This window comes from Pseudomonas poae, assembly GCF_001439785.1.
GTDB lineage: Bacteria > Pseudomonadota > Gammaproteobacteria > Pseudomonadales > Pseudomonadaceae > Aquipseudomonas > Aquipseudomonas poae.
The window spans coordinates 241399-260941 of record NZ_JYLI01000004.1; the positions used below are offsets into that span (position 1 = coordinate 241399).

16 protein-coding genes and 2 pseudogenes are annotated in these 19543 nt (G+C 62.5%); 15 read left to right on the forward strand and 3 right to left on the reverse strand.

From position 1 onward, the window contains the following. Nucleotides 1–66 precede the first annotated feature (66 nt). Together orn and TU75_RS06505 are read left to right on the forward strand one after the other, a co-directional pair. On the forward strand, nt 67–609 hold the full coding sequence (orn, locus tag TU75_RS06500; RefSeq protein ID WP_060548488.1) for an oligoribonuclease: 543 nt from the start codon (nt 67–69) through the stop codon (nt 607–609). 140 nt (nt 610–749) lie between these two features. Beyond that, complete coding sequence (locus TU75_RS06505; protein WP_060548489.1) at nt 750–1364, forward strand: trimeric intracellular cation channel family protein; 615 nt, start codon at nt 750–752, stop codon at nt 1362–1364. On the opposite strand, the gene queG is transcribed toward TU75_RS06505, so the two are convergent. Beyond that, the gene (gene queG, locus TU75_RS06510; protein ID WP_060548490.1) at nt 1358–2425 is read right to left on the reverse strand and encodes a tRNA epoxyqueuosine(34) reductase QueG; all 1068 of its coding nucleotides are present in this window, start codon (nt 2423–2425) and stop codon (nt 1358–1360) included. The genes TU75_RS06505 and queG overlap by 7 nt on opposite strands. A gap of 63 nt (nt 2426–2488) precedes the next feature. Here queG and TU75_RS06515 point away from each other — a divergent pair, with 63 nt between their 5' ends. From TU75_RS06515 to TU75_RS28490, 13 genes and pseudogenes are all read left to right on the forward strand, one after another. Beyond that, complete coding sequence (locus TU75_RS06515) at nt 2489–3349, forward strand: NAD(P)H-hydrate dehydratase (protein WP_060548491.1); 861 nt, start codon at nt 2489–2491, stop codon at nt 3347–3349. Next, a complete protein-coding gene (gene tsaE / locus TU75_RS06520; RefSeq protein ID WP_003236251.1) occupies nt 3337–3807 on the forward strand; it encodes a tRNA (adenosine(37)-N6)-threonylcarbamoyltransferase complex ATPase subunit type 1 TsaE in 471 nt (156 codons plus the stop codon). Before TU75_RS06515 ends, tsaE begins: the two co-directional genes overlap by 13 nt. A 15-nt stretch (nt 3808–3822) precedes the next feature. Next, complete coding sequence (locus TU75_RS06525) at nt 3823–5244, forward strand: N-acetylmuramoyl-L-alanine amidase (RefSeq protein WP_015373631.1); 1422 nt, start codon at nt 3823–3825, stop codon at nt 5242–5244. Further along, nucleotides 5244–7160, forward strand: coding sequence for a DNA mismatch repair endonuclease MutL (mutL, locus tag TU75_RS06530; RefSeq protein ID WP_060548492.1), 1917 nt, complete (start codon nt 5244–5246; stop codon nt 7158–7160). Before TU75_RS06525 ends, mutL begins: the two co-directional genes overlap by 1 nt. Then, nucleotides 7160–8131, forward strand: a complete 972-nt coding sequence (miaA, locus tag TU75_RS06535) for a tRNA (adenosine(37)-N6)-dimethylallyltransferase MiaA (RefSeq protein ID WP_060548493.1) — start codon at nt 7160–7162, stop codon at nt 8129–8131. The genes mutL and miaA overlap by 1 nt, the downstream gene beginning before the upstream one ends. 94 nt (nt 8132–8225) lie before the next feature. Continuing rightward, the gene (gene hfq / locus TU75_RS06540; protein WP_060548494.1) at nt 8226–8486 is read left to right on the forward strand and encodes an RNA chaperone Hfq; all 261 of its coding nucleotides are present in this window, start codon (nt 8226–8228) and stop codon (nt 8484–8486) included. 12 nt (nt 8487–8498) lie between these two features. Beyond that, nucleotides 8499–9800: a ribosome rescue GTPase HflX gene (gene hflX, locus TU75_RS06545; protein ID WP_003236243.1), complete on the forward strand. Its 1302-nt coding sequence runs from the start codon at nt 8499–8501 to the stop codon at nt 9798–9800. A 96-nt stretch (nt 9801–9896) separates the two neighbouring features. After that, nucleotides 9897–11072: an FtsH protease activity modulator HflK gene (gene hflK / locus TU75_RS06550; protein ID WP_003236241.1), complete on the forward strand. Its 1176-nt coding sequence runs from the start codon at nt 9897–9899 to the stop codon at nt 11070–11072. Continuing rightward, nucleotides 11072–11938 carry a protease modulator HflC gene (gene hflC / locus TU75_RS06555; protein ID WP_003236240.1) on the forward strand — a complete coding sequence of 289 codons (867 nt, stop codon included), beginning with the start codon at nt 11072–11074 and terminating at the stop codon, nt 11936–11938. The genes hflK and hflC overlap by 1 nt, the downstream gene beginning before the upstream one ends. Before the next feature lie 303 nt (nt 11939–12241). Beyond that, nucleotides 12242–13429, forward strand: coding sequence for an ATP phosphoribosyltransferase regulatory subunit (locus tag TU75_RS06560; protein WP_003236238.1), 1188 nt, complete (start codon nt 12242–12244; stop codon nt 13427–13429). A 54-nt stretch (nt 13430–13483) separates the two neighbouring features. Continuing rightward, a complete protein-coding gene (locus TU75_RS06565; protein ID WP_003236236.1) occupies nt 13484–14773 on the forward strand; it encodes an adenylosuccinate synthase in 1290 nt (429 codons plus the stop codon). Between the two features lie 1115 nt (nt 14774–15888). Beyond that, nucleotides 15889–15942, forward strand: a pseudogene (locus TU75_RS28485) (hypothetical protein); the annotation flags it as partial. Between the two features lie 390 nt (nt 15943–16332). Further along, a pseudogene (locus TU75_RS28490) lies at nt 16333–16848 on the forward strand (methyl-accepting chemotaxis protein); the annotation flags it as partial. Between the two features lie 107 nt (nt 16849–16955). Here TU75_RS28490 and TU75_RS06575 read toward each other — a convergent pair. Continuing rightward, a complete protein-coding gene (locus TU75_RS06575) occupies nt 16956–18509 on the reverse strand; it encodes an ABC transporter permease (RefSeq protein ID WP_060548496.1) in 1554 nt (517 codons plus the stop codon). Further along, nucleotides 18509–19534, reverse strand: a complete 1026-nt coding sequence (locus TU75_RS06580) for an extracellular solute-binding protein (protein ID WP_003236230.1) — start codon at nt 19532–19534, stop codon at nt 18509–18511. The genes TU75_RS06575 and TU75_RS06580 overlap by 1 nt, the downstream gene beginning before the upstream one ends. Nucleotides 19535–19543 lie beyond the last annotated feature (9 nt).

Sequence of the window (19543 nt, forward strand, 5' to 3'; positions counted from 1 at the left end):
GCGAGTCTAGCACGCCGCCGCCTGCTAAACTGCGCGGCTACGCCAAGGTGCCAAGAGAATCAAGCCATGCTGAACCCACAGAACCTGATTTGGATCGATCTGGAAATGACCGGTCTGAACCCCGACACCGACGTCATCATCGAGATGGCGACGATTGTCACCGACAGCAACCTCAATACCTTGGCCGAAGGTCCGGTGATCGCCATACACCACAGCGACGCGGTGCTGGCCACCATGGACGAGTGGAACACCCGGACCCACGGCAATTCCGGGCTGACCCAGCGTGTGCGCGACAGCCGCATCAGCATGGCCGAAGCCGAAGCCGAAACCATCGCGTTTCTGGAAAAGTGGGTGCCCAAGGGCAAGTCGCCGATCTGCGGCAACAGCATCTGCCAGGACCGGCGCTTCCTCTATACGCACATGAAGGGGTTGGAGAGTTACTTCCACTATCGCAACCTGGATGTGTCCACCTTGAAAGAGCTGGCTGCGCGCTGGGCGCCCGAAGTCAAGGACAGCTTCCACAAAGGCAGCACGCATCTGGCGCTGGATGATATTCGCGAGTCGATTGCCGAGTTGCAGCATTACCGCAAGCATTTCATCCAGGCTTGATTCCGGGGCGCCTGAACCGGCGCCATCGCAGGCAAGCCAGCTCCCACACTTGACTGTGTTCACACATCAAAAGGTGGGAGCTGGCTTGCCTGCGATGAAGTCAACGCTGTTTACCGCCCTCCCATGCAAGGACCGCCCGCATGCTGCTGATGCTCTACCTCATCGCCATCACCGCCGAAGCCATGACCGGCGCATTGTCCGCAGGCAGACGCGGCATGGACTGGTTTGGTGTGGTGCTGATCGCCTGTGTGACGGCATTGGGCGGCGGATCGGTGCGCGATGTGCTGCTCGGCCACTACCCGCTGACCTGGGTCAAGCATCCGGAATACCTGATATTGACTTCGATCGCCGCGCTGGTGACGATCTTCGCCGCACCGCTGATGCGCCGCCTGCGCTCGCTGTTTCTCGCGCTGGACGCTGTGGGGCTGGTGGCCTTTACCCTGATCGGCTGCATGACCGCCCTGGAAATGGGCCACGGCATGCTGGTGGCTTCGGTCAGCGGCGTGATCACCGGAGTGTTCGGCGGTATCCTGCGGGACATCTTCTGCAACGACATTCCGCTGGTGTTCCGCCGTGAGCTGTACGCCAGCGTGTCATTCCTCGCCGCGTGGTTCTACCTGCTGTGCCTTTACCTTGAATTACCCGGCGAACAGGCCGTTCTGCTGACGCTGTTCAGCGGATTTTTGTTACGTCTGTTGGCGATCCGTTTTCACTGGGAAATGCCCAAGTTCGTCTATAACGACGACGTTCACTGACGTTCGGCGTGTTGCTTCAGCGCCCATTCCACATGTTCGCGCACCAGCTCTGAAGGGTAAGCGCGCCGCGCCTTCAGCGCCTCCAGCACCGGAATGCTCGACGGCGCATTGCCCAGGCCCACGGCCAGGTTGCGCAGCCAGCGCTCATAACCGGCACGACGCAGCGGCGAGCCTTCGGTGCTGCTGAGGAATCTGTCCTCGTCCCACAGGAACAGTTCGGCCAGTTCTGCGTTATCCAGATTGTGCCGGGGCTTGAAATCGCTTTCGGCGGTGGGCCGGGCGAAACGATTCCACGGGCAAACGATCTGACAGTCATCGCAGCCGAACACGCGGTTGCCGATCAGCGGGCGCAGGTCCTCGGGAATGGCGCTCTTGAGTTCGATGGTGAGGTAGGAAATGCAGCGCCGGGCGTCCAGCACGTAGGGGCCGACGAAGGCATTGGTCGGGCAGATATCCAGGCACGCCGTGCAGCGCCCGCAATGTTCGGTGCTGTGGGGCGGGTCCACCGGCAATGGCAGGTCCACGAACAGCTCGCTGAGGAAGAAGTAACTGCCGGCCTTGCGGTTGAGCACCAGGGTGTTTTTGCCGATCCAGCCGAGGCCGGCCTGTTCGGCGATGGCTTTTTCCAGCACCGGCGCGCTGTCGACAAAGGCGCGAAAGCCGAACGGGCCGATCTGTGCCTGGATGCGGTCGGCCAGTTGCTGCACACGCTTGCGGATCAGCTTGTGGTAGTCGCGGCCCAGGGCGTAACGCGAGATGTAGGCTTTTTCCGGCTGTGCCAGCAGGTGAGCCATCTGGGTGTCGCCGGGTAGATAATCCATGCGCAGCGACACTACGCGCAGGGTGCCCGGCACCAGTTCCTCGGGGTGGGAGCGTTTGCTGCCATGGGCGCCCATGTAGTCCATTTCGCCATGGTAGCCCGCGTCGAGCCAGCGTTGCAGGTGCTGCTCGTGCTCGGCGAGGTCCAGGCCGCTGATGCCCACTTGTTGGAAGCCCAGCTCGCGGCCCCAGTCCTTGATCGATTGGGCAAGCGCGGGCAGGTCGGAGGTAATGGCAGGCATGAGACACGGGAAACCACGGGTTAGATGGGTATAATTCTGCCAGACATCGGAGCTTGAAGACGCATGCCTCAGACAAAAGACGAAATAACCGACGTTCAGCCACTGTTGCCCAGCGATTTGCCGCAACTGTCTGCACGTTCCCCGGACGCCCATAAAGGCCAGTTTGGCCATCTGCTGGTCATTGGCGGCGACCTTGGCGTTGGCGGCGCCGCGCTGCTGAGCACCGAAAGCGCGCTGCGCAGTGGCGCCGGCATGGTTTCCCTGGCGACCCGGCCTGAGCATGTGCCCGCCGCGCTGGCGCGATTGCCGGAAGTCATGACGCTGGGCGTGAGCTCGGCCAACCAGTTGATGGGCCTGCTGGAAAAGACCTCGGTGATTGTCATTGGTCCTGGCCTGGGCGAGGCGGCCTGGGGCAGAAGCCTGTTGTCGGTGGCGGCCAACGCCAAACTGCCGCAGGTGTGGGACGCGGATGCGCTGAACCAGCTCGCCGCCGGCCATGTCGACTTGCCGACCGGTTGCGTAATCACCCCCCATCCGGGCGAGGCCGCACGTTTGCTGGGTATTAGCACCGCCGAGGTTCAAGCTGATCGCCTCAATGCGGCACTCGCGCTGAGCTTCACATTAAATGCCGTGGTTATTCTCAAAGGTGCTGGCAGTTTGATCGCGTGCCCCGATGGGCGCGTTGCCCGCTGCGACCAGGGCCACCCTGCCATGGCCACGGCCGGGCTGGGTGATGTATTGGCCGGGTTGGTCGGCGCATTGCTGGCCCAGGGCATGCCGGCTTATGACGCCAGCTGCCTGGCCGTGTGGCTGCACGCTACGGCGGGAGATCGCCAGGGCACTTTCGGTCGCGGCCTCGCGGCCAGCGACCTGATCCCCGCCATTCGTCAATTGCTCGAGGAGCAGTCGCCGTGCCTGACGTAACCCTTTTCCTTGCCGATGAAGATGCCATGGTGGCGCTTGGGAATCGCATCGCCGCTGTCACGGCAGGCGCTGGGCTGATCTTCCTCGAAGGCGACCTGGGCGCGGGCAAGACCACGCTGTCGCGGGGGATCATTCGTGGGCTGGGGCATGCCGGCGCGGTGAAAAGTCCGACGTTTACGCTGGTCGAGCCCTACGAGATCGGCGACGTGCGCGCCTTTCACTTCGACCTTTATCGCCTGGTCGATCCCGAAGAGCTGGAATACATGGGCATTCGTGATTACTTCGACGAAGATGCGCTGTGCCTGATCGAGTGGCCAGATAAAGGTGCAGGCTTTTTGCCAAAGCCGGACATGACCATTACCATTACGCCGCATGAAACAGGACGTCAGCTGAAGTTGTTGCCCCAGAGCGTGCGTGGCCAGTCGTGGTGCGCCGCTTTGGCATTGGAATTCAAATAATTGGTGGGGTTAGGTATGCGCTTTCGCGCGTTGGTTGCTGTCGTGGGGGTGTTGCTTGCGGCAATGACTGTCAATGCTCTGGCTGCTTCACAGGTGAAAAGTGTTCGCCTGTGGCGAGCGCCGGATAACACGCGACTGGTGTTCGACCTGTCTGGCCCTGTCCAGCACAGCGTCTTTACCCTGGCGGCGCCTGATCGCCTGGTGATCGACATCAATGGCGCGACCCTGGCCGCACCGCTCAAGGTGTCCACCGCCAACACGCCGATTACCGCCATGCGCTCGGCCCAGCGCACGCCCACCGACTTGCGCGTGGTCATCGACCTGAAAAAGGCCGTGACCCCGAAAAGTTTCTCCCTGGCGCCCAACGCCCAATACGGCAACCGGCTGGTGGTTGACCTGTTCGACAATGCCGCCGACGCCAATCCGACGCCTGCGCCGACGCCGAGCGTGGCAACGGTGCCCGCGGTACCGGTCAACCCTTCGCAGCCCCAAGTGAAATTGCCGCCGCCGCCACCCGCGCCGCCGGGCAAGCGCGACATCATTGTGGTGATCGACGCCGGCCACGGCGGCGAAGACCCGGGGGCCTCCGGCTCGCGCGGCCAGCATGAAAAAGACGTGGTATTGGCCATCGCCCGCGAGTTGCAGCGCCAGGTCAACGGCATGAAGGGCTATCGCGCCGAGTTGACCCGCACCGGCGACTACTTCATTCCGCTGCGCGGCCGTACGGAAATCGCGCGCAAGAAGGGCGCCGACCTGTTCGTTTCGATTCACGCCGACGCCGCGCCCTCCAGCGCGGCCTTCGGTGCCTCGGTGTTTGCCCTGTCCGATCGCGGCGCCACGTCCGAAACCGCACGCTGGCTGGCCGACAGTGAAAACCGTTCTGACTTGATCGGCGGGGCTGGCAATGTGTCCCTCGATGACAAGGACAAGATGCTCGCCGGCGTACTGCTCGACCTGTCGATGACCGCCTCGCTGACCTCCAGCCTCAACGTTGGCCAGAAAGTCTTGAGCAACATCGGCCGGGTTACCTCGCTGCATAAACAGCGCGTGGAGCAGGCCGGTTTCATGGTGTTGAAGTCGCCGGATATCCCGTCGATCCTGGTGGAAACTGGCTTTATCTCCAACGCCAATGAAGCCTCCAAACTGGCCAGCGCCAGCCATCAGCAGGCCCTGGCGCGCTCCATCAGCGCCGGCGTGCGTCAGTTCTTCCAGCAGAATCCGCCGCCGGGCACCTACATTGCCTGGCTGCGTGACTCCGGCAAAATCGCCCAGGGCCCGCGCGACCATCGCGTGCAGCCCGGCGACACCCTGGCCATGCTGGCGGTGCGCTTCCAGGTGTCGCCCGCTACGTTGCGCAGTGCCAACAACCTGAAAACCGACGAGCTGAAAGTCGGCCAGGTATTGACCATCCCCGGCACTGAATTGGCGGCGCAGTAATGAGCGAGTCCTTGTTGAACAGCGGCTCGCGCATTGAATTGCTCAGCCCGCGCCTGGCCAACCAGATTGCCGCCGGTGAGGTGGTTGAACGCCCTGCCTCGGTGATCAAGGAGTTGCTGGAAAACAGCATCGACTCCGGCGCCAAACGCATTGATGTCGACGTGGAGCAGGGCGGCGTCAAGCTGCTGCGCGTACGCGACGACGGCAGCGGTATTTCCTCGGATGACCTGCCGCTGGCCCTGGCGCGGCACGCCACCAGCAAGATCCGCGATCTGGAAGACCTGGAACGTGTGATGAGCCTGGGTTTTCGCGGTGAGGCCCTGGCCTCGATCAGCTCCGTGGCGCGCCTGACCCTGACCTCGCGCACCCGCGACGCCGAGCAGGCCTGGCAAGTGGAAACCGAAGGCCGCGACATGGCTCCGCGCGTGCAGCCGGCGGCGCATCCGGTGGGCACCTCGGTGGAAGTGCGCGACCTGTTCTTCAACACCCCGGCCCGACGCAAATTCCTCAAGGCCGAGAAAACCGAATTCGATCACCTGCAGGAAGTCATCAAGCGCCTGGCCCTGGCGCGCTTCGACGTGGCGTTTCACCTGCGTCATAACGGCAAGACCATCCTCAGCCTGCACGAAGCCCATGACGATGCCGCGCGTGCCCGGCGGGTTTCGGCGATCTGCGGCGCGGGGTTCCTCGAACAGGCACTGCCCATCGAGATCGAGCGCAATGGCCTGCGCCTGTGGGGTTGGGTGGGCCTGCCGACGTTTTCGCGCAGCCAGGCGGACTTGCAGTATTTCTTCGTGAATGGCCGTGCGGTGCGCGACAAGCTTGTGGCGCATGCGGTGCGTCAGGCGTATCGCGACGTGTTGTTCAACGGGCGGCATCCCACCTTTGTGCTGTTCTTTGAGGTAGACCCGTCGGTGGTCGACGTCAATGTGCACCCGACCAAGCATGAAGTGCGCTTTCGCGATGGGCGCATGGTGCATGACTTCCTGTATGGCACCTTGCACCGCGCCCTGGGCGATGTGCGCCCGGACGATCAACTGTCGGCGCCGATCGTGACGGCGGTGGTGCGGCCGACCGGCCCCGAGGCTGGCGAGTTCGGGCCGCAGGGCGAAATGAGCCTGGCGGCCAACTTGCTGCAATCGCCGCAGCCACAGCCTTCGTACGCTGCACCGGGCTCGGGTGCTGGCGCGGGCTATCAGTATCAATACACGCCGCGCCCGCAATCGACCGTGCCGGTGGCCGAGGCCCAGGCGGCGTATCGCGAATTTTTCGCGCCCCTGCCGGGTGCCGAGGCGGGCGCCGCTGTTGCGTTGCCCGAAGGTGGCGGTGATATTCCGCCGCTGGGTTACGCGCTGGCCCAGCTCAAGGGTATCTATATCCTTGCGGAAAACGCCCACGGCCTGGTGCTGGTGGACATGCATGCCGCCCATGAGCGGATCATGTACGAACGCCTCAAGATCGCCATGGCCAGCGAAGGCCTGAGCGGCCAGCCGCTGCTGGTGCCCGAATCCCTGGCCGTGAGCCAGCGCGAAGCCGACTGCGCCGAAGAACACCATGGCGTGTTCCAGAAACTGGGTTTTGAACTGCAACGTCTGGGCCCGGAAACCCTGGTGATCCGCCAGATTCCGGCGCTGCTCAAACAGGCCGAGGCCAACCGCCTCGTGGCCGACGTTTTGGCCGATCTCATGGAATATGGCACCAGTGACCGTATCCAGGCGCACATCAATGAGCTGCTTGGCACCATGGCCTGCCACGGTGCGATCCGCGCCAATCGCCGCCTGGCCTTGCCGGAAATGAACGGTCTGCTGCGCGACATGGAAAACACCGAGCGCAGCGGCCAGTGCAACCACGGCCGACCGACCTGGACCCAGATGGGCCTGGACGATCTGGACAAACTGTTCCTGCGCGGTCGCTGATGAGTGCCTTGCCCCCCGCGATCTTTCTGATGGGCCCTACAGCCGCTGGCAAGACCGACCTGGCCATCGAGCTGACCAAGGTGCTGCCGTGCGAGCTGATCAGTGTCGACTCTGCCCTGGTTTACCGGGACATGGATATCGGCACCGCCAAGCCTTCCAGGGCGCTGCTGGCCGAGCATCCCCATCGGCTGATCGATATCCTCGACCCGTCGATGAGCTATTCGGCTGCGGACTTTCGCGCTGACGCCTTGGCGGCCATGGCCGAAATCACCGCGCGGGGCAACATCCCGTTGCTGGTGGGCGGCACGATGCTCTACTACAAGGCTTTGCAGGAAGGACTGGCCGACATGCCGCCCGCCGACGCCCAGGTGCGCGCCGAGCTTGAGGACGAAGCTGCCCGCCTTGGCTGGCAATCCCTGCACGACCAACTGGCGGCCGTGGACCCGGTGTCCGCCGCGCGTATCCATCCCAACGACCCGCAGCGCCTTACGCGCGCGCTGGAAGTGTGGCGTGTGAGTGGTCAGACCATGACTGAACACAGGCTGAAACAAACTGCGCAAAGTGCTGATGCAGACGCGTCTGGTCAATCACAATTGCCCTATACTGTCGCGAATCTGGCCATTGCCCCGGCAAATCGCCAGGTGCTGCATGAGCGAATTGCGCAAAGATTCACGATTATGTTGGAACAGGGGTTTGTGGACGAGGTCGTAGCTTTGCGTTCCCGAGGTGACCTGCATGCCGGGCTGCCTTCGATACGCGCTGTAGGCTACCGCCAAGTCTGGGATTACCTGGATGGCAAGCTGACGTCAACCGACATGCAGGAGCGCGGCATCATCGCCACGCGCCAATTGGCGAAGCGCCAGTTCACCTGGCTGCGCAGCTGGAGCGATTTGCACTGGTTGGACAGCCTGGACAGCGACAATCTGTCACGCGCCTTGAAATACCTGGGGTCGGTCTCCATATTGAGCTGAGTCCCTGCAATTGCCGTCTATCCTTGGGGGTGTGACGGCCACAAGCTACCCATTTTCCGATTTTTCATTATTGATCCTTAAAGGAGTGCGGCACATGTCAAAAGGGCATTCGCTACAAGACCCTTACTTGAACACTTTACGTAAAGAGAAAGTGGGGGTTTCCATCTACCTGGTCAACGGTATCAAGCTGCAAGGCACGATCGAGTCGTTCGACCAGTTCGTGATCCTGCTGAAAAACACCGTCAGCCAGATGGTCTACAAGCACGCTATCTCGACAGTCGTTCCAGTTCGTCCAATCCGTCTGCCTAGCGCAGCAGGTGATGATGCAACTGACGCTGAGCCAGGTAACGCCTGATAGGAGTCTCCTTTGTTCTTTGAGCGCCACGGTGGTGGTGAGCGAGTGATCCTCGTTCACTTGGATGGACAGGACCCTGAGGCGCGCGAAGATCCGCAGGAGTTTCAGGAGTTGGCAAATTCGGCCGGCGCCGAGACCGTTGCGTTTTTTAACGTGCCGCGTCATCGGCCAACCGCCAAATACCTGATCGGCAGCGGCAAGGTCGAGGAACTGCGCGATCTGGTCCACGCCGAAGAAGCCGATCTGGTGATCTTCAATCACACTCTTACGCCCAGTCAGGAACGCAACCTCGAACGTGTCTTCGAGTGTCGCGTGATCGACCGTACCGGTCTGATTCTCGATATTTTTGCCCAGCGCGCCCGAACCCATGAAGGCAAGCTGCAGGTCGAACTGGCCCAGCTTGACCACATGAGTACGCGTCTGGTGCGTGGCTGGACTCACCTTGAACGTCAGGGTGGCGGCATCGGCATGCGTGGGCCGGGTGAAACCCAGCTCGAAACCGACCGACGCCTGCTGCGGGTTCGCCTGCGCCAGATCAAGGGGCGCCTGGAGAAGGTCCGCAGCCAGCGTGAGCAATCGCGCCGGGGTCGTTCGCGTGCGGATATTCCCACCGTGTCGCTGGTGGGCTATACCAACGCCGGTAAATCCACACTCTTCAACAACGTGACGAAGTCGGACGTGTACGCGGCCGACCAACTGTTCGCCACCCTCGACCCTACCCTGCGCCGCCTTGATATAGGCGACCTGGGGCCGATTGTCCTGGCCGACACCGTAGGCTTCATTCGTCACTTGCCCCACAAGCTGGTCGAGGCCTTTAGGTCTACGCTCGAAGAGTCGAGCAACTCCGACCTGCTGCTGCATGTGATCGATGCGGCCGAGCCGGACCGCATGCTGCAGATTGAACAGGTGATGGTGGTGCTGGGCGAGATTGGTGCCCAGGACTTGCCGATCCTCGAGGTCTATAACAAACTCGATTTGCTTGAGGGCGTTGAGCCACAAATCCAGCGCGACGAGAACGGCGTACCTCAACGGGTGTGGCTGTCGGCGCGTGATGGCAGTGGTCTGGAGCTGCTTGAACAAGCGATTGCCGAACTGCTCGGCAGTGATTTGTTCGTCGGCACCTTGCGCTTGCCGCAGCGTTTTGCTCGACTGCGTGCACAGTTTTTCGAACTGGGCGCGGTACAGAAAGAAGAACACGACGAAGAAGGTGTCAGCTTGCTGGCCGTTCGGTTACCGCGCTCGGAGCTCAATCGGCTGGTCAGCCGCGAGGGTGTGGTGCCGGAGGAGTTCATCGAGCAACACACTTTGCAATAAAAGCCTCCTAAAGCGGTTGTGCCGCAATGGCAGGCATTCTGTAGCATTGGTCGGCGCGCCGTGGGCGCGTCTTTGCTTTATCAGATGGAGAGCGCTATGGCTTGGAATGAGCCGGGTGGCAACTCGAATAATCAGGATCCTTGGGGTGGTAAGCGCCGCAATAATGGCGACCGCAAGGGGCCACCAGATCTCGACGAGGCCTTCCGAAAGCTGCAGGAAAGCCTGAATGGGTTGTTCGGTGGTGGGAAAAAACGCGGTGGTGACGACGGCGGTCGCACAAGCAAGGGCGGTGGCTATGGCCTGCTGGGCCTGGGTCTTGTCGTACTGGCGGCCGTATGGCTTTACAGCGCCGTTTACGTGGTGGACGAGCAGGAGCAAGCCGTGGTGCTGCGCTTCGGCAAGTACTACGAGACGGTCGGGCCGGGCCTGAACATCTACTTCCCGCCGATCGACAAGAAGTACATGGAGAACGTTACGCGTGAACGTTCCTACACCAAGCAGGGCCAGATGCTGACCGAAGACGAGAACATCGTCGAAGTGCCGCTGACCGTGCAGTACAAGATCACCAACCTGCAGGACTTCGTGCTGAACGTCGACCAGCCGGAAATCAGCCTGCAACACGCCACCGAAAGCGCCTTGCGCCATGTGGTGGGTTCCACCGCCATGGACCAGGTGCTGACCGAAGGTCGTGAGTTGATGGCCAGCGAAATCAAGGAGCGCCTGCAACGGTTCCTGGATACGTATCGCACCGGTATCACCGTAACCCAGGTGAACGTGCAGAGCGCAGCCGCACCGCGTGAAGTACAGGAAGCCTTCGACGACGTGATCCGCGCCCGTGAAGACGAGCAGCGTTCGCGCAACCAGGCTGAAACCTACGCCAACGGCGTCGTGCCGGAAGCCCGTGGTCAGGCCCAGCGCATCCTTGAAGATGCCAACGGTTACCGCGACGAAGTGGTCTCGCGCGCCAAGGGTGAGGCGGATCGCTTTACCAAGCTGGTCGCCGAGTATCGCAAGGCACCCGAGGTCACCCGTGAGCGTCTGTACCTGGACACCATGCAGGAAGTCTTCAGCAACACCAGCAAGGTTCTCGTGACCGGCAGCAAGGGTGGGCAGAACAACCTGCTGTACCTGCCGCTGGACAAGATGATCGAAGGTGGTCGTAGTGGCGCCAGCGCACCGTCCACCGGTTCGAACGCCGCTGCCAACGAAGCGAGCGCCCGTGCGGCCGCTGACCTGCTGCAACAGCAAACACGTACCAGGGAGAGTCGTTGATGAGCAATAAATCGCTGACCGCCCTGATTGTGGGCGTCGTCGTGGTCATCGCTGCCTGGAACTGCTTCTACATCGTGGCTCAGACCGAGCGCGCGGTGCTGCTGCAATTCGGTCGCGTGGTCCAGGCGGATGTCCAGCCCGGCCTGCATGTGAAGGTCCCCTACGTGAACCAGGTGCGCAAGTTCGACGCACGCCTGATGACCCTGGATGCACCGACGCAGCGCTTCCTGACCCTGGAAAAGAAAGCCGTGATGGTTGACGCCTACGCCAAGTGGCGCGTCAAGGACGCCGAGCGTTACTACACCGCGACCTCCGGCCAGAAGCAGCTTGCCGATGACCGTTTGTCGCGGCGTCTCGAGTCGGGCCTGCGTGACCAGTTTGGCAAGCGCACCCTGCACGAGGTGGTATCCGGTGAGCGTGATGCGCTGATGGCGGATATCACCCGCTCGCTGAACACCATGGCGGAAAAGGAACTGGGTATCGAAGTGGTCGATGTACGCGTCAAGGCCATTGACTTGCCCAAGGAAGTGAACCGCAGCGTGTTCGAGCGCATGAGCACCGAGCGTGAGCGTGAGGCGCGTGAACACCGCGCCAAGGGTAACGAGCTGGCTGAGGGGATCCGTGCGGATGCCGACCGTCAGCGTCGTGTCCTGCTGGCGGAAGCCTATCGCGAGTCTGAAGAGGCCCGCGGTGATGGCGATGCGCAAGCGGCTGCGATCTACTCCAAGGCCTACGGCCAGGACCAGGAGTTCTACGCGTTCTACCGTAGCTTGCGTGCCTACCGTGAAAGCTTCGCGAACAAAACCGACGTGATGGTGCTGGACCCAAGCAGCGATTTCTTCCGCTACCTGGAAAAAGCCAAGTAATCAGCTCGTCACTGTGCAGGAACCACTCCGTCGGGCGGCTAAAATGCCTGGCGGGGTGATCCTTTCAGAAAACGGGTGTATGATGCGGCAGCCGGGAAATTCCCGGCTTTTTTGCGTCTGCATGTTTGATTGTTGATGGCCGCGCAGGCGCCACCGGTTTTTCGAGGAAAGTGCCCGACGAGGCCAGTTGCAGGTCGTTCGTCACGTCGCTCTTGCGCGTGTTTTATGCAAGGGGCGGGTGTTTTCTGCTTCACTCAAGGTTCGGCCGAGGGCTGGCCGCCCGGATCATAGGGGAATGGCGTAATGGCAACGGTAGACCGCTGGCTGCTGCCAGATGGCATCGAAGAAGTACTGCCACCGGAGGCTGCGCGCATTGAAGTAGCGCGTCGCCAGGTGTTGGATCTGTTCCAGAGCTGGGGTTACGAGTTTGTCGTGACTCCCCATATCGAGTACCTGGAATCCCTGCTGACCGGCGCGGGCCAGGACCTGGATCTGCGCACCTTCAAGGTTATCGACCCGCAATCGGGCCGGCAGATGGGCTTTCGTGCCGACATCACGCCGCAGGTTGCGCGCATCGACGCGCACACCCTGCGCCGCGAAGGCCCGAGTCGCCTGTGCTACGCCGGCAGTGTGTTGCATGCTCAGCCGCGTGCCTTGTCGTCTTCGCGCAGCCCGATCCAGTTGGGGGCCGAGCTGTATGGCGACGCCAGCCCGAGCAGCGACGTTGAAGTGATCAGTCTGATGCTGGCCATGCTGCAGCTGGCGGATGTGCCGGATGTGCACATGGACCTGGGCCACGTCGGGATCTACCGTGGCCTGGCCCGTGCCGCCGGGTTGTCCGGCGAAGTCGAGCAGCAGTTGTTCGATGCCCTGCAACGCAAGGCCATCGATGAAGTCATTGCTCTGACCGAAGGCGTGCCTGCAGACCTCGCCGGCATGCTGCGTGCGCTGGTCAACCTGTGCGGTGGCCGTGAAGTGCTGGTGGCCGCGCGTGAGCGCCTGGCCAATGCGCCGGCGTCCGTATTGGCTGCACTGGACGACGTGCTGGCCATCGCCGAGCAGTTGTCGGCGCGTTTCCCGCAGTTGCCGCTGTACTTTGATCTGGGCGAGTTGCGCGGCTACCACTACCACACCGGCGTGGTGTTCGCCGTGTTCGTTCCGGGTGTTGGCCAGGCCATCGCCCAGGGCGGTCGTTATGACGATATCGGCGCTGACTTTGGTCGCGCGCGTCCGGCCACCGGCTTTTCCACCGATTTGAAAACCCTGGTGACCCTGGGGCGTGCTGAGGTCGAGCTGCCGTCTGGTGGCATCTGGATGCCCGACAGCACGGACGCAGCACTCTGGCAGCAGGTTTGCCAGTTGCGCAGTGAGGGTCAGCGTGTGGTCCAGGCGTTGCCTGGGCAGCCATTGGCCGCCGCCCGTGAAGCGGACTGCGACCGGCAATTGATTCAGCAGAACGGGCTTTGGCAAGTATCGCCACTGGCTTCTTGAGTTTTCCTGCCGGCCATCGCCGGCACCAAGTTTGCGCGAATGAGGACAAGTGTTATGGGTAAGAATGTCGTAGTCCTGGGCACCCAATGGGGTGATGAGGGCAAAGGCAAGATCGTTGATCTGCTGACCGAACATGCTGCCGCCGTAGTGCGCTACCAGGGCGGCCACAACGCTGGTCACACCCTGGTTATCGATGGCGAAAAAACCGTCTTGCACCTGATCCCGTCGGGCGTGCTGCGCGAAGGCGTGCAGTGCCTGATCGGCAACGGCGTGGTGGTAGCCCCCGACGCCCTGCTGCGCGAGATCACCAAGCTGGAAGAAAAAGGCGTGCCGGTGCGCGAGCGCTTGCGTATCAGCCCGTCCTGCCCGTTGATCCTGTCTTTCCACGTTGCCCTGGACCAGGCCCGTGAAAAAGCGCGTGGCGAGCTGAAGATCGGCACCACCGGTCGCGGCATCGGCCCGGCCTACGAAGACAAGGTCGCCCGCCGCGGCCTGCGTGTGGGCGACCTGCTCAACATGCCGCGCTTTGAAGACAAGCTGCGTGAACTGGTGGATTACCACAACTTCATGCTGGTGGGTTATTACAAAGAGCCTGCCATCGAGTTCGACAAGACCCTGGCCGAGTGCAAGGAATACGCCGAGCTGCTCAAGCCGCTGATGCTGGACGTGACCGCCGAGCTGCACGACCTGCGTCGCGCCGGCAAGGACATCATGTTCGAAGGTGCCCAAGGCTCGTTGCTGGACATCGACCACGGCACCTACCCGTACGTGACCAGCTCCAACACCACCGCCGGCGGCGTTGCCACCGGTTCCGGCGTTGGCCCGATGTTCCTCGACTACATCCTGGGCATCACCAAGGCCTACACCACCCGCGTGGGTTCGGGGCCGTTCCCGACTGAGCTGTTCGACGCAGTCGGTGCGCACTTGGCCAAGCAGGGTCACGAGTTCGGCGCCACCACCGGCCGTGCCCGTCGTTGCGGCTGGTTCGACGCCGTTATCCTGCGTCGCGCCATCGATGTGAACAGCATCTCCGGCATCTGCCTGACCAAGCTGGACGTACTCGACGGTCTGGAAGCCATCAACATCTGCATCGGCTACAAGGATGCACAGGGCAATGACGTGGCGCCGACTGACGCTGATAGCTATGTCGGCCTGCAGCCGGTGTATGAAGAAGTGCCGGGCTGGAGCGAGTCGACCGTGGGTGCCAAGACCCTGGAAGAACTGCCGGCCAATGCCCGTGCCTACATCAAGCGTGTCGAAGAGTTGATCGGTGCGCCGATCGACATTATTTCGACGGGCCCGGACCGCAACGAAACCATCGTTCTGCGCCACCCGTTCGCTTGATAAGCGATTGATGTAAAAAGCAAAAGGGCTCCTTCGGGAGCCCTTTTTCATGGGCATCTGCCAGACGGCACGACACTTGCTGTGATTCTCTCTTTCGGAGTGCTATCAAATTAATGGCACCTGTGGTGGAGGGATTCCCGATGTCTGCCGTTCTCTCGGTGTTACAAAGTCGTCTGTTGCGTCCGGTGTTCGTTACTCTGGGTATCGCCCTTTTGGTGCAAGTGCTGGTCGCCGTCGCGCTGACGCGGAGCACGGTCACGGCGTTGGAGGCAGATTTGGCCGCGCGTCTGGGCATCGACAGCCAGAAGCTCTCAGGCGAACTGGCCCAGGCCGGCAAAGAGGTCACGTCGAGCCTGGACAGCTTGTCCACCAGCACGCGGCAGCGCCTGACTGCAGGGCTTTCGACGCGGCTGCAGGAAGAGCAGAAGCAACTGCGTGCGACCCTGGAAAAAGACCTGCAAGACTCTGCCAGCGACATGGCGCAGTTGCTGGCCTCGGTGGCGCCGCGCGCCATGTGGGACAGCGACGTGCCGGCGCTGTCGGAGTTCGCCCGGCGTGCGCAGCGCAATCCCAACGTGTTGTTCGTGGTCTATGACGACGCCACGGGCGAGCATCTGACCCGCTACCTCAACCGTGAAAACCCGATCAACCAGGCGCTGCTGGCCAAGGGCGCTGGTGAGCGCGCCCTCGACAAAGTGCTGGATGCGGCCAGGTCCGATCCTGCCGTGTACTACGTGGAGGCGCCCATCAGCCCCAATGGGGTCGAGATCGGCAAGGTGCGCATGGGTGTTTCCACCGCCTCGGTGGAGGCGAATCTGCAAGCCCTCGATAAACGCTTCGCCGCGTTGATTGCCAGCGGCGATCAACTGGTGGGCGACAGCCTCAAGGGCGCAGCGGCCGACAGCGCGTCCGCCATGGGCGCGCGCCTGCAATCGGCCCAGGCCACCGCCAATCAGATGACGGCCAACACCACCGATGCTGTGCAGGACGCGGCGGGCACCCTGCGCTGGCGCATCGGCATGGGGCTCGCCATCGTGGGCTTGGCGGTGTTGCTGCTGATCGCCGTCGTGCTGGGGCGGCGTGTGGTCAATCGCCTGAAACTGTTGATTGCCGCCATGGATGACCTGGCGGCGGGCGACGGCGACCTGACCCGGCGCGTGCAAATCAACAGCAAGGACGAAATCGGCGCCATGGCCTCGGCGGTCAATCGCTTTGTGGATAAGTTGCAGCCGATCGTGCGCGAGGCGGGCGATGTGGCCCAGCGTACCGGGCTGGAAATCGGCGCCATGACCCTGCGTAATGCCGGTGCCGATGCCGCGGCTGGCTTGCAGCGTGATGAGGTCGCCGAGAGCCTGCGCGAGCTTTCGCAGATGGCTGATGAGGCCCAGGCCGAAAGTCAGGCGATGCAGGCGGCGTTGCAGCAGGTGGTGGATATTCGCCAGGCCACCGACGAAAATGCGCGCACGTCGGCCGAAGTCGGCAGTTTGATCGAGGCACTGGCCGGGCAGGTGCAGGCTGGCTCCCAGGTTATCGAACGGCTGGCGCAGCAAAGCGAACAGATCGAGGTGGTGCTGACCGTGATTCATGGCATTGCCGAACAGACCAACCTGCTGGCGCTCAACGCGGCGATCGAAGCGGCGCGCGCCGGCGAGACCGGGCGTGGCTTTGCGGTGGTGGCGGACGAGGTGCGTGCGCTGGCCAGCAAGACCCAAAGCTCTACCGGGGACATCCAGGCGCATATCGTCGCGTTGCAGCAAGGCGCGCGCGAGGCGGTGGAAACCATCGGCAAGGCCGGGCGCCAGGCCAGCGAAGGCTTGCTGGTGTTGCGCGACAGTGAGCGTTTACAGCAGACGGTACAGGCCTCGGTGGAGCAGGTGCACGCGGCCATTGGCCTGGCGACGCGCGCGGCCGAGCATCAGGCTCAGGGCGCGCATGCGGTGCGGGGGCGGGTTGAGGTGATCCATGCGCAGGCCGAGCGTGCTGCGCAGGCGGTGGTGGAGACCACGGCCAGTGGCAAGGTGCTGGATGGGCTGGCGGCGCAACTAAAGGCCAGCCTGGGGCAGTTTCGGGCTTAGCGGTGCTTGTACCGGAGCCATCGCAGGCAGCCAGCTCCCACATTGAACTGCATTCCAGCGCTGGAACTCGTTCAACTGTGGGAGCGGGCTTGCCTGCGATAGCTCTTTCAGCGGCTCAGATACATCCGTGTCGTCAGCAAATACACCGGTAACCCCGATACCAGAATCAACAACGCCGCATAGGGTGCCGCCGCCGCAAATTCGATATTGGAGGTATGTGCCCAAACGGCAGTCGCCAGGGTATTCAGCCCGGTCGGACTGAGCAGCAGCGTCGCCGTCAATTCCTTCATCGCATCCAGAAACACCAGCGCAAATGCCGCACCCAGCGCCGGGAAAATAATTGGCAGGGTCACGCGGCAAAACGCACTGAACGACGACGCGCCCAGAGTGCGTGCAGCCTCTTCCAGCTGCGGCGCAGCCTTGTTCAGGGCCGTACGAATCGGCGCCTGGGCCAGTGGCAAAAACAGCAGCGCATAAGCAATCAGCAAGAGCGCCGAGGTTTGATACAGCGCCGGCACGTAATGCAGCGCGAAATACACCAGTGTCAGGGCGATGACCAGCCCAGGCAGGGCGTGCAGCAGATAGGGCAGACGCTCGGCCCAGATCGCCAGTTGACCTTTGTAGCGCACCACCAGGAGCCCCACCGGCACCGCCAGCACAAGGCACAGCGCCGCGCCGCCCAGCGAGAGCGCCAGGGACGAGAGCAACGCCTCGCCAATGTCGGTTAGCGGAAACGCCGCCGACGAACCCACCGCCAGCCAGTACCCGAGCATGCCCAGCGGAATGCCGCTGCCGATTACCGCCAACGCCAGGCAATACAGCTGGCCCAGCGGTGCCCACTGGCCCAGCTTCACCTGCCCGGCATGCCGTGCCGCGCCCTGGCCGATACGCACATGTCGGCCCTTGCCGCGCACGCGCAGCTCAAGCCACAGCAGGGTCAGGCACATCACCAGCAACACCGCCGACAGCATCGCGGCATTGGCATTGCTGAACTCCAATTCGAATTGCTGGTAAATCGCCGTGGTGAAAGTCTGCAGGCCGATGATCGACAGGGCGCCGAACTCCACCAGCATGTGCAGCGCGATCAGCAACGCACCGGCCAGCAGGGACGGCCACAGCAAGGGCAGGGTGACGCGCACGAACACGCGCCAGCGATTCATGCCCAGCGTGCGCGCGGACTCTTCAAGGGAGGGATCCAGGTTGCGCAGGGTCGCTGCCACCGGCAGGAACACCAGCGGGTATTTGGACAGCGTCATCACCAGGATCGCCCCGCCGAGCCCTTCGAAACTGGCGCTCAGCGACACCCAGGTAAAGCTGCTGACAAACGCTGGCACCGCGAACGGCAGGCACAGGATCACGCCCCAGATACGCCGTCCCGGCAGGTTGCTGCGTTCGAGCAGCCAGGCCAGGGACAGGCCGATGACGCCACACGCCACGGTAACGCCGACCATCAGCGCCAACGTATTGCGCAGCAGGCCGAACACGTAAGGCCGCCACAGCAAGTGCAGGGCCTGGGCCCAGCCGGCCTGCCAGGCCTTGAGTCCGACATAGACCAGCGGCAGCAGGCTCAGGCCAACCAGCAACAGCACGGGCAACAGCAGCCAGATCGACGGTCGTTTGCGCCGGGGCATGAGCCTCGACGCCGATAGCGATGGGCTCATCAGTTCAAGCCAACCTCGCGTTCCAGCTCAAGAGCTTCCTCGGCATTGCCAAGATCGGCGGGCGTGACTTTCGGCGGTTGCAGCTCATTGAACGGCTTGAGGCCACGGCTCGATTGCATCCCCTTGCGCAACGGGTATTCGGCCGAGGTATTGGTGATCACGCGTTGGCCTTCTTCACTGGCCATGAATGCCAGTAACTGCTGGGCTTCTTTCGGGTGTTTGCTGGACTTGAGCGCGGCGGCCGAGGACACCGTGATCAGGCCACCGGCATCGCCGTCAGTAAAATAATGCAGCTGCGAATCCAGATTGGTTTTTTCTTTCTTCAAGGCAAACCAGTAGTAGTTGTTCACCAGCACGGTGGCCACTTCGCCATTTTCCACCGCTTTGAGTGCCACCATATTGTTGCTGTACACCTTGCCGAAGGCGCGCAGGCCGGTCAGCCATTCTTCAGCCGCCTCGCGCCCGTGCAGCTTGATGATCGCCACGGCCTGTTCCTGAAACGCGCCGCTGGTGGGCACGAAGCCGACTTTGCCTTGCCACTCCGGGCCGGCGAAATCCAGCACCGATTTGGGCAGGTCTTTTTCCGCAATCAGTTTCGGGTTGAAGGCCACCACGCGGGTGCGCGCGGTCACGCCCATCCAGTTGCCGTTGCGGCCCACATAGTCCTTGGGCAGCACGTCGAGGGTGCTGGCGTCGATATTGGCCAGCAGGCCTTGCTCGCCGAGCTTATTGAGTGGCGGGGATTCCTCGGTGTAGATCACGTCGGCCGGTGAACGCTCGCCTTCTTCGACGACTTGGCTGGCCAACTGATTGCTGCTGCCTTTGCGCACGTTGACGTGAATGCCGGTTTTGGCTTCGAACGCCTTGGCGAGTTCATCGCCGACTTCTTTGTGTTGGCCGTTGTAGAGGGTCAGGGAGACTTTGTCGGCGCTGTGAGCTGAGGGTGAGAGCAGGGTCAGGCTGAGCAGGGTGAGTGTCAGGCCACGCAGAAAGGATGTTTTGAGATGGGTAGAGCGGATAGTCATCCGACGGTT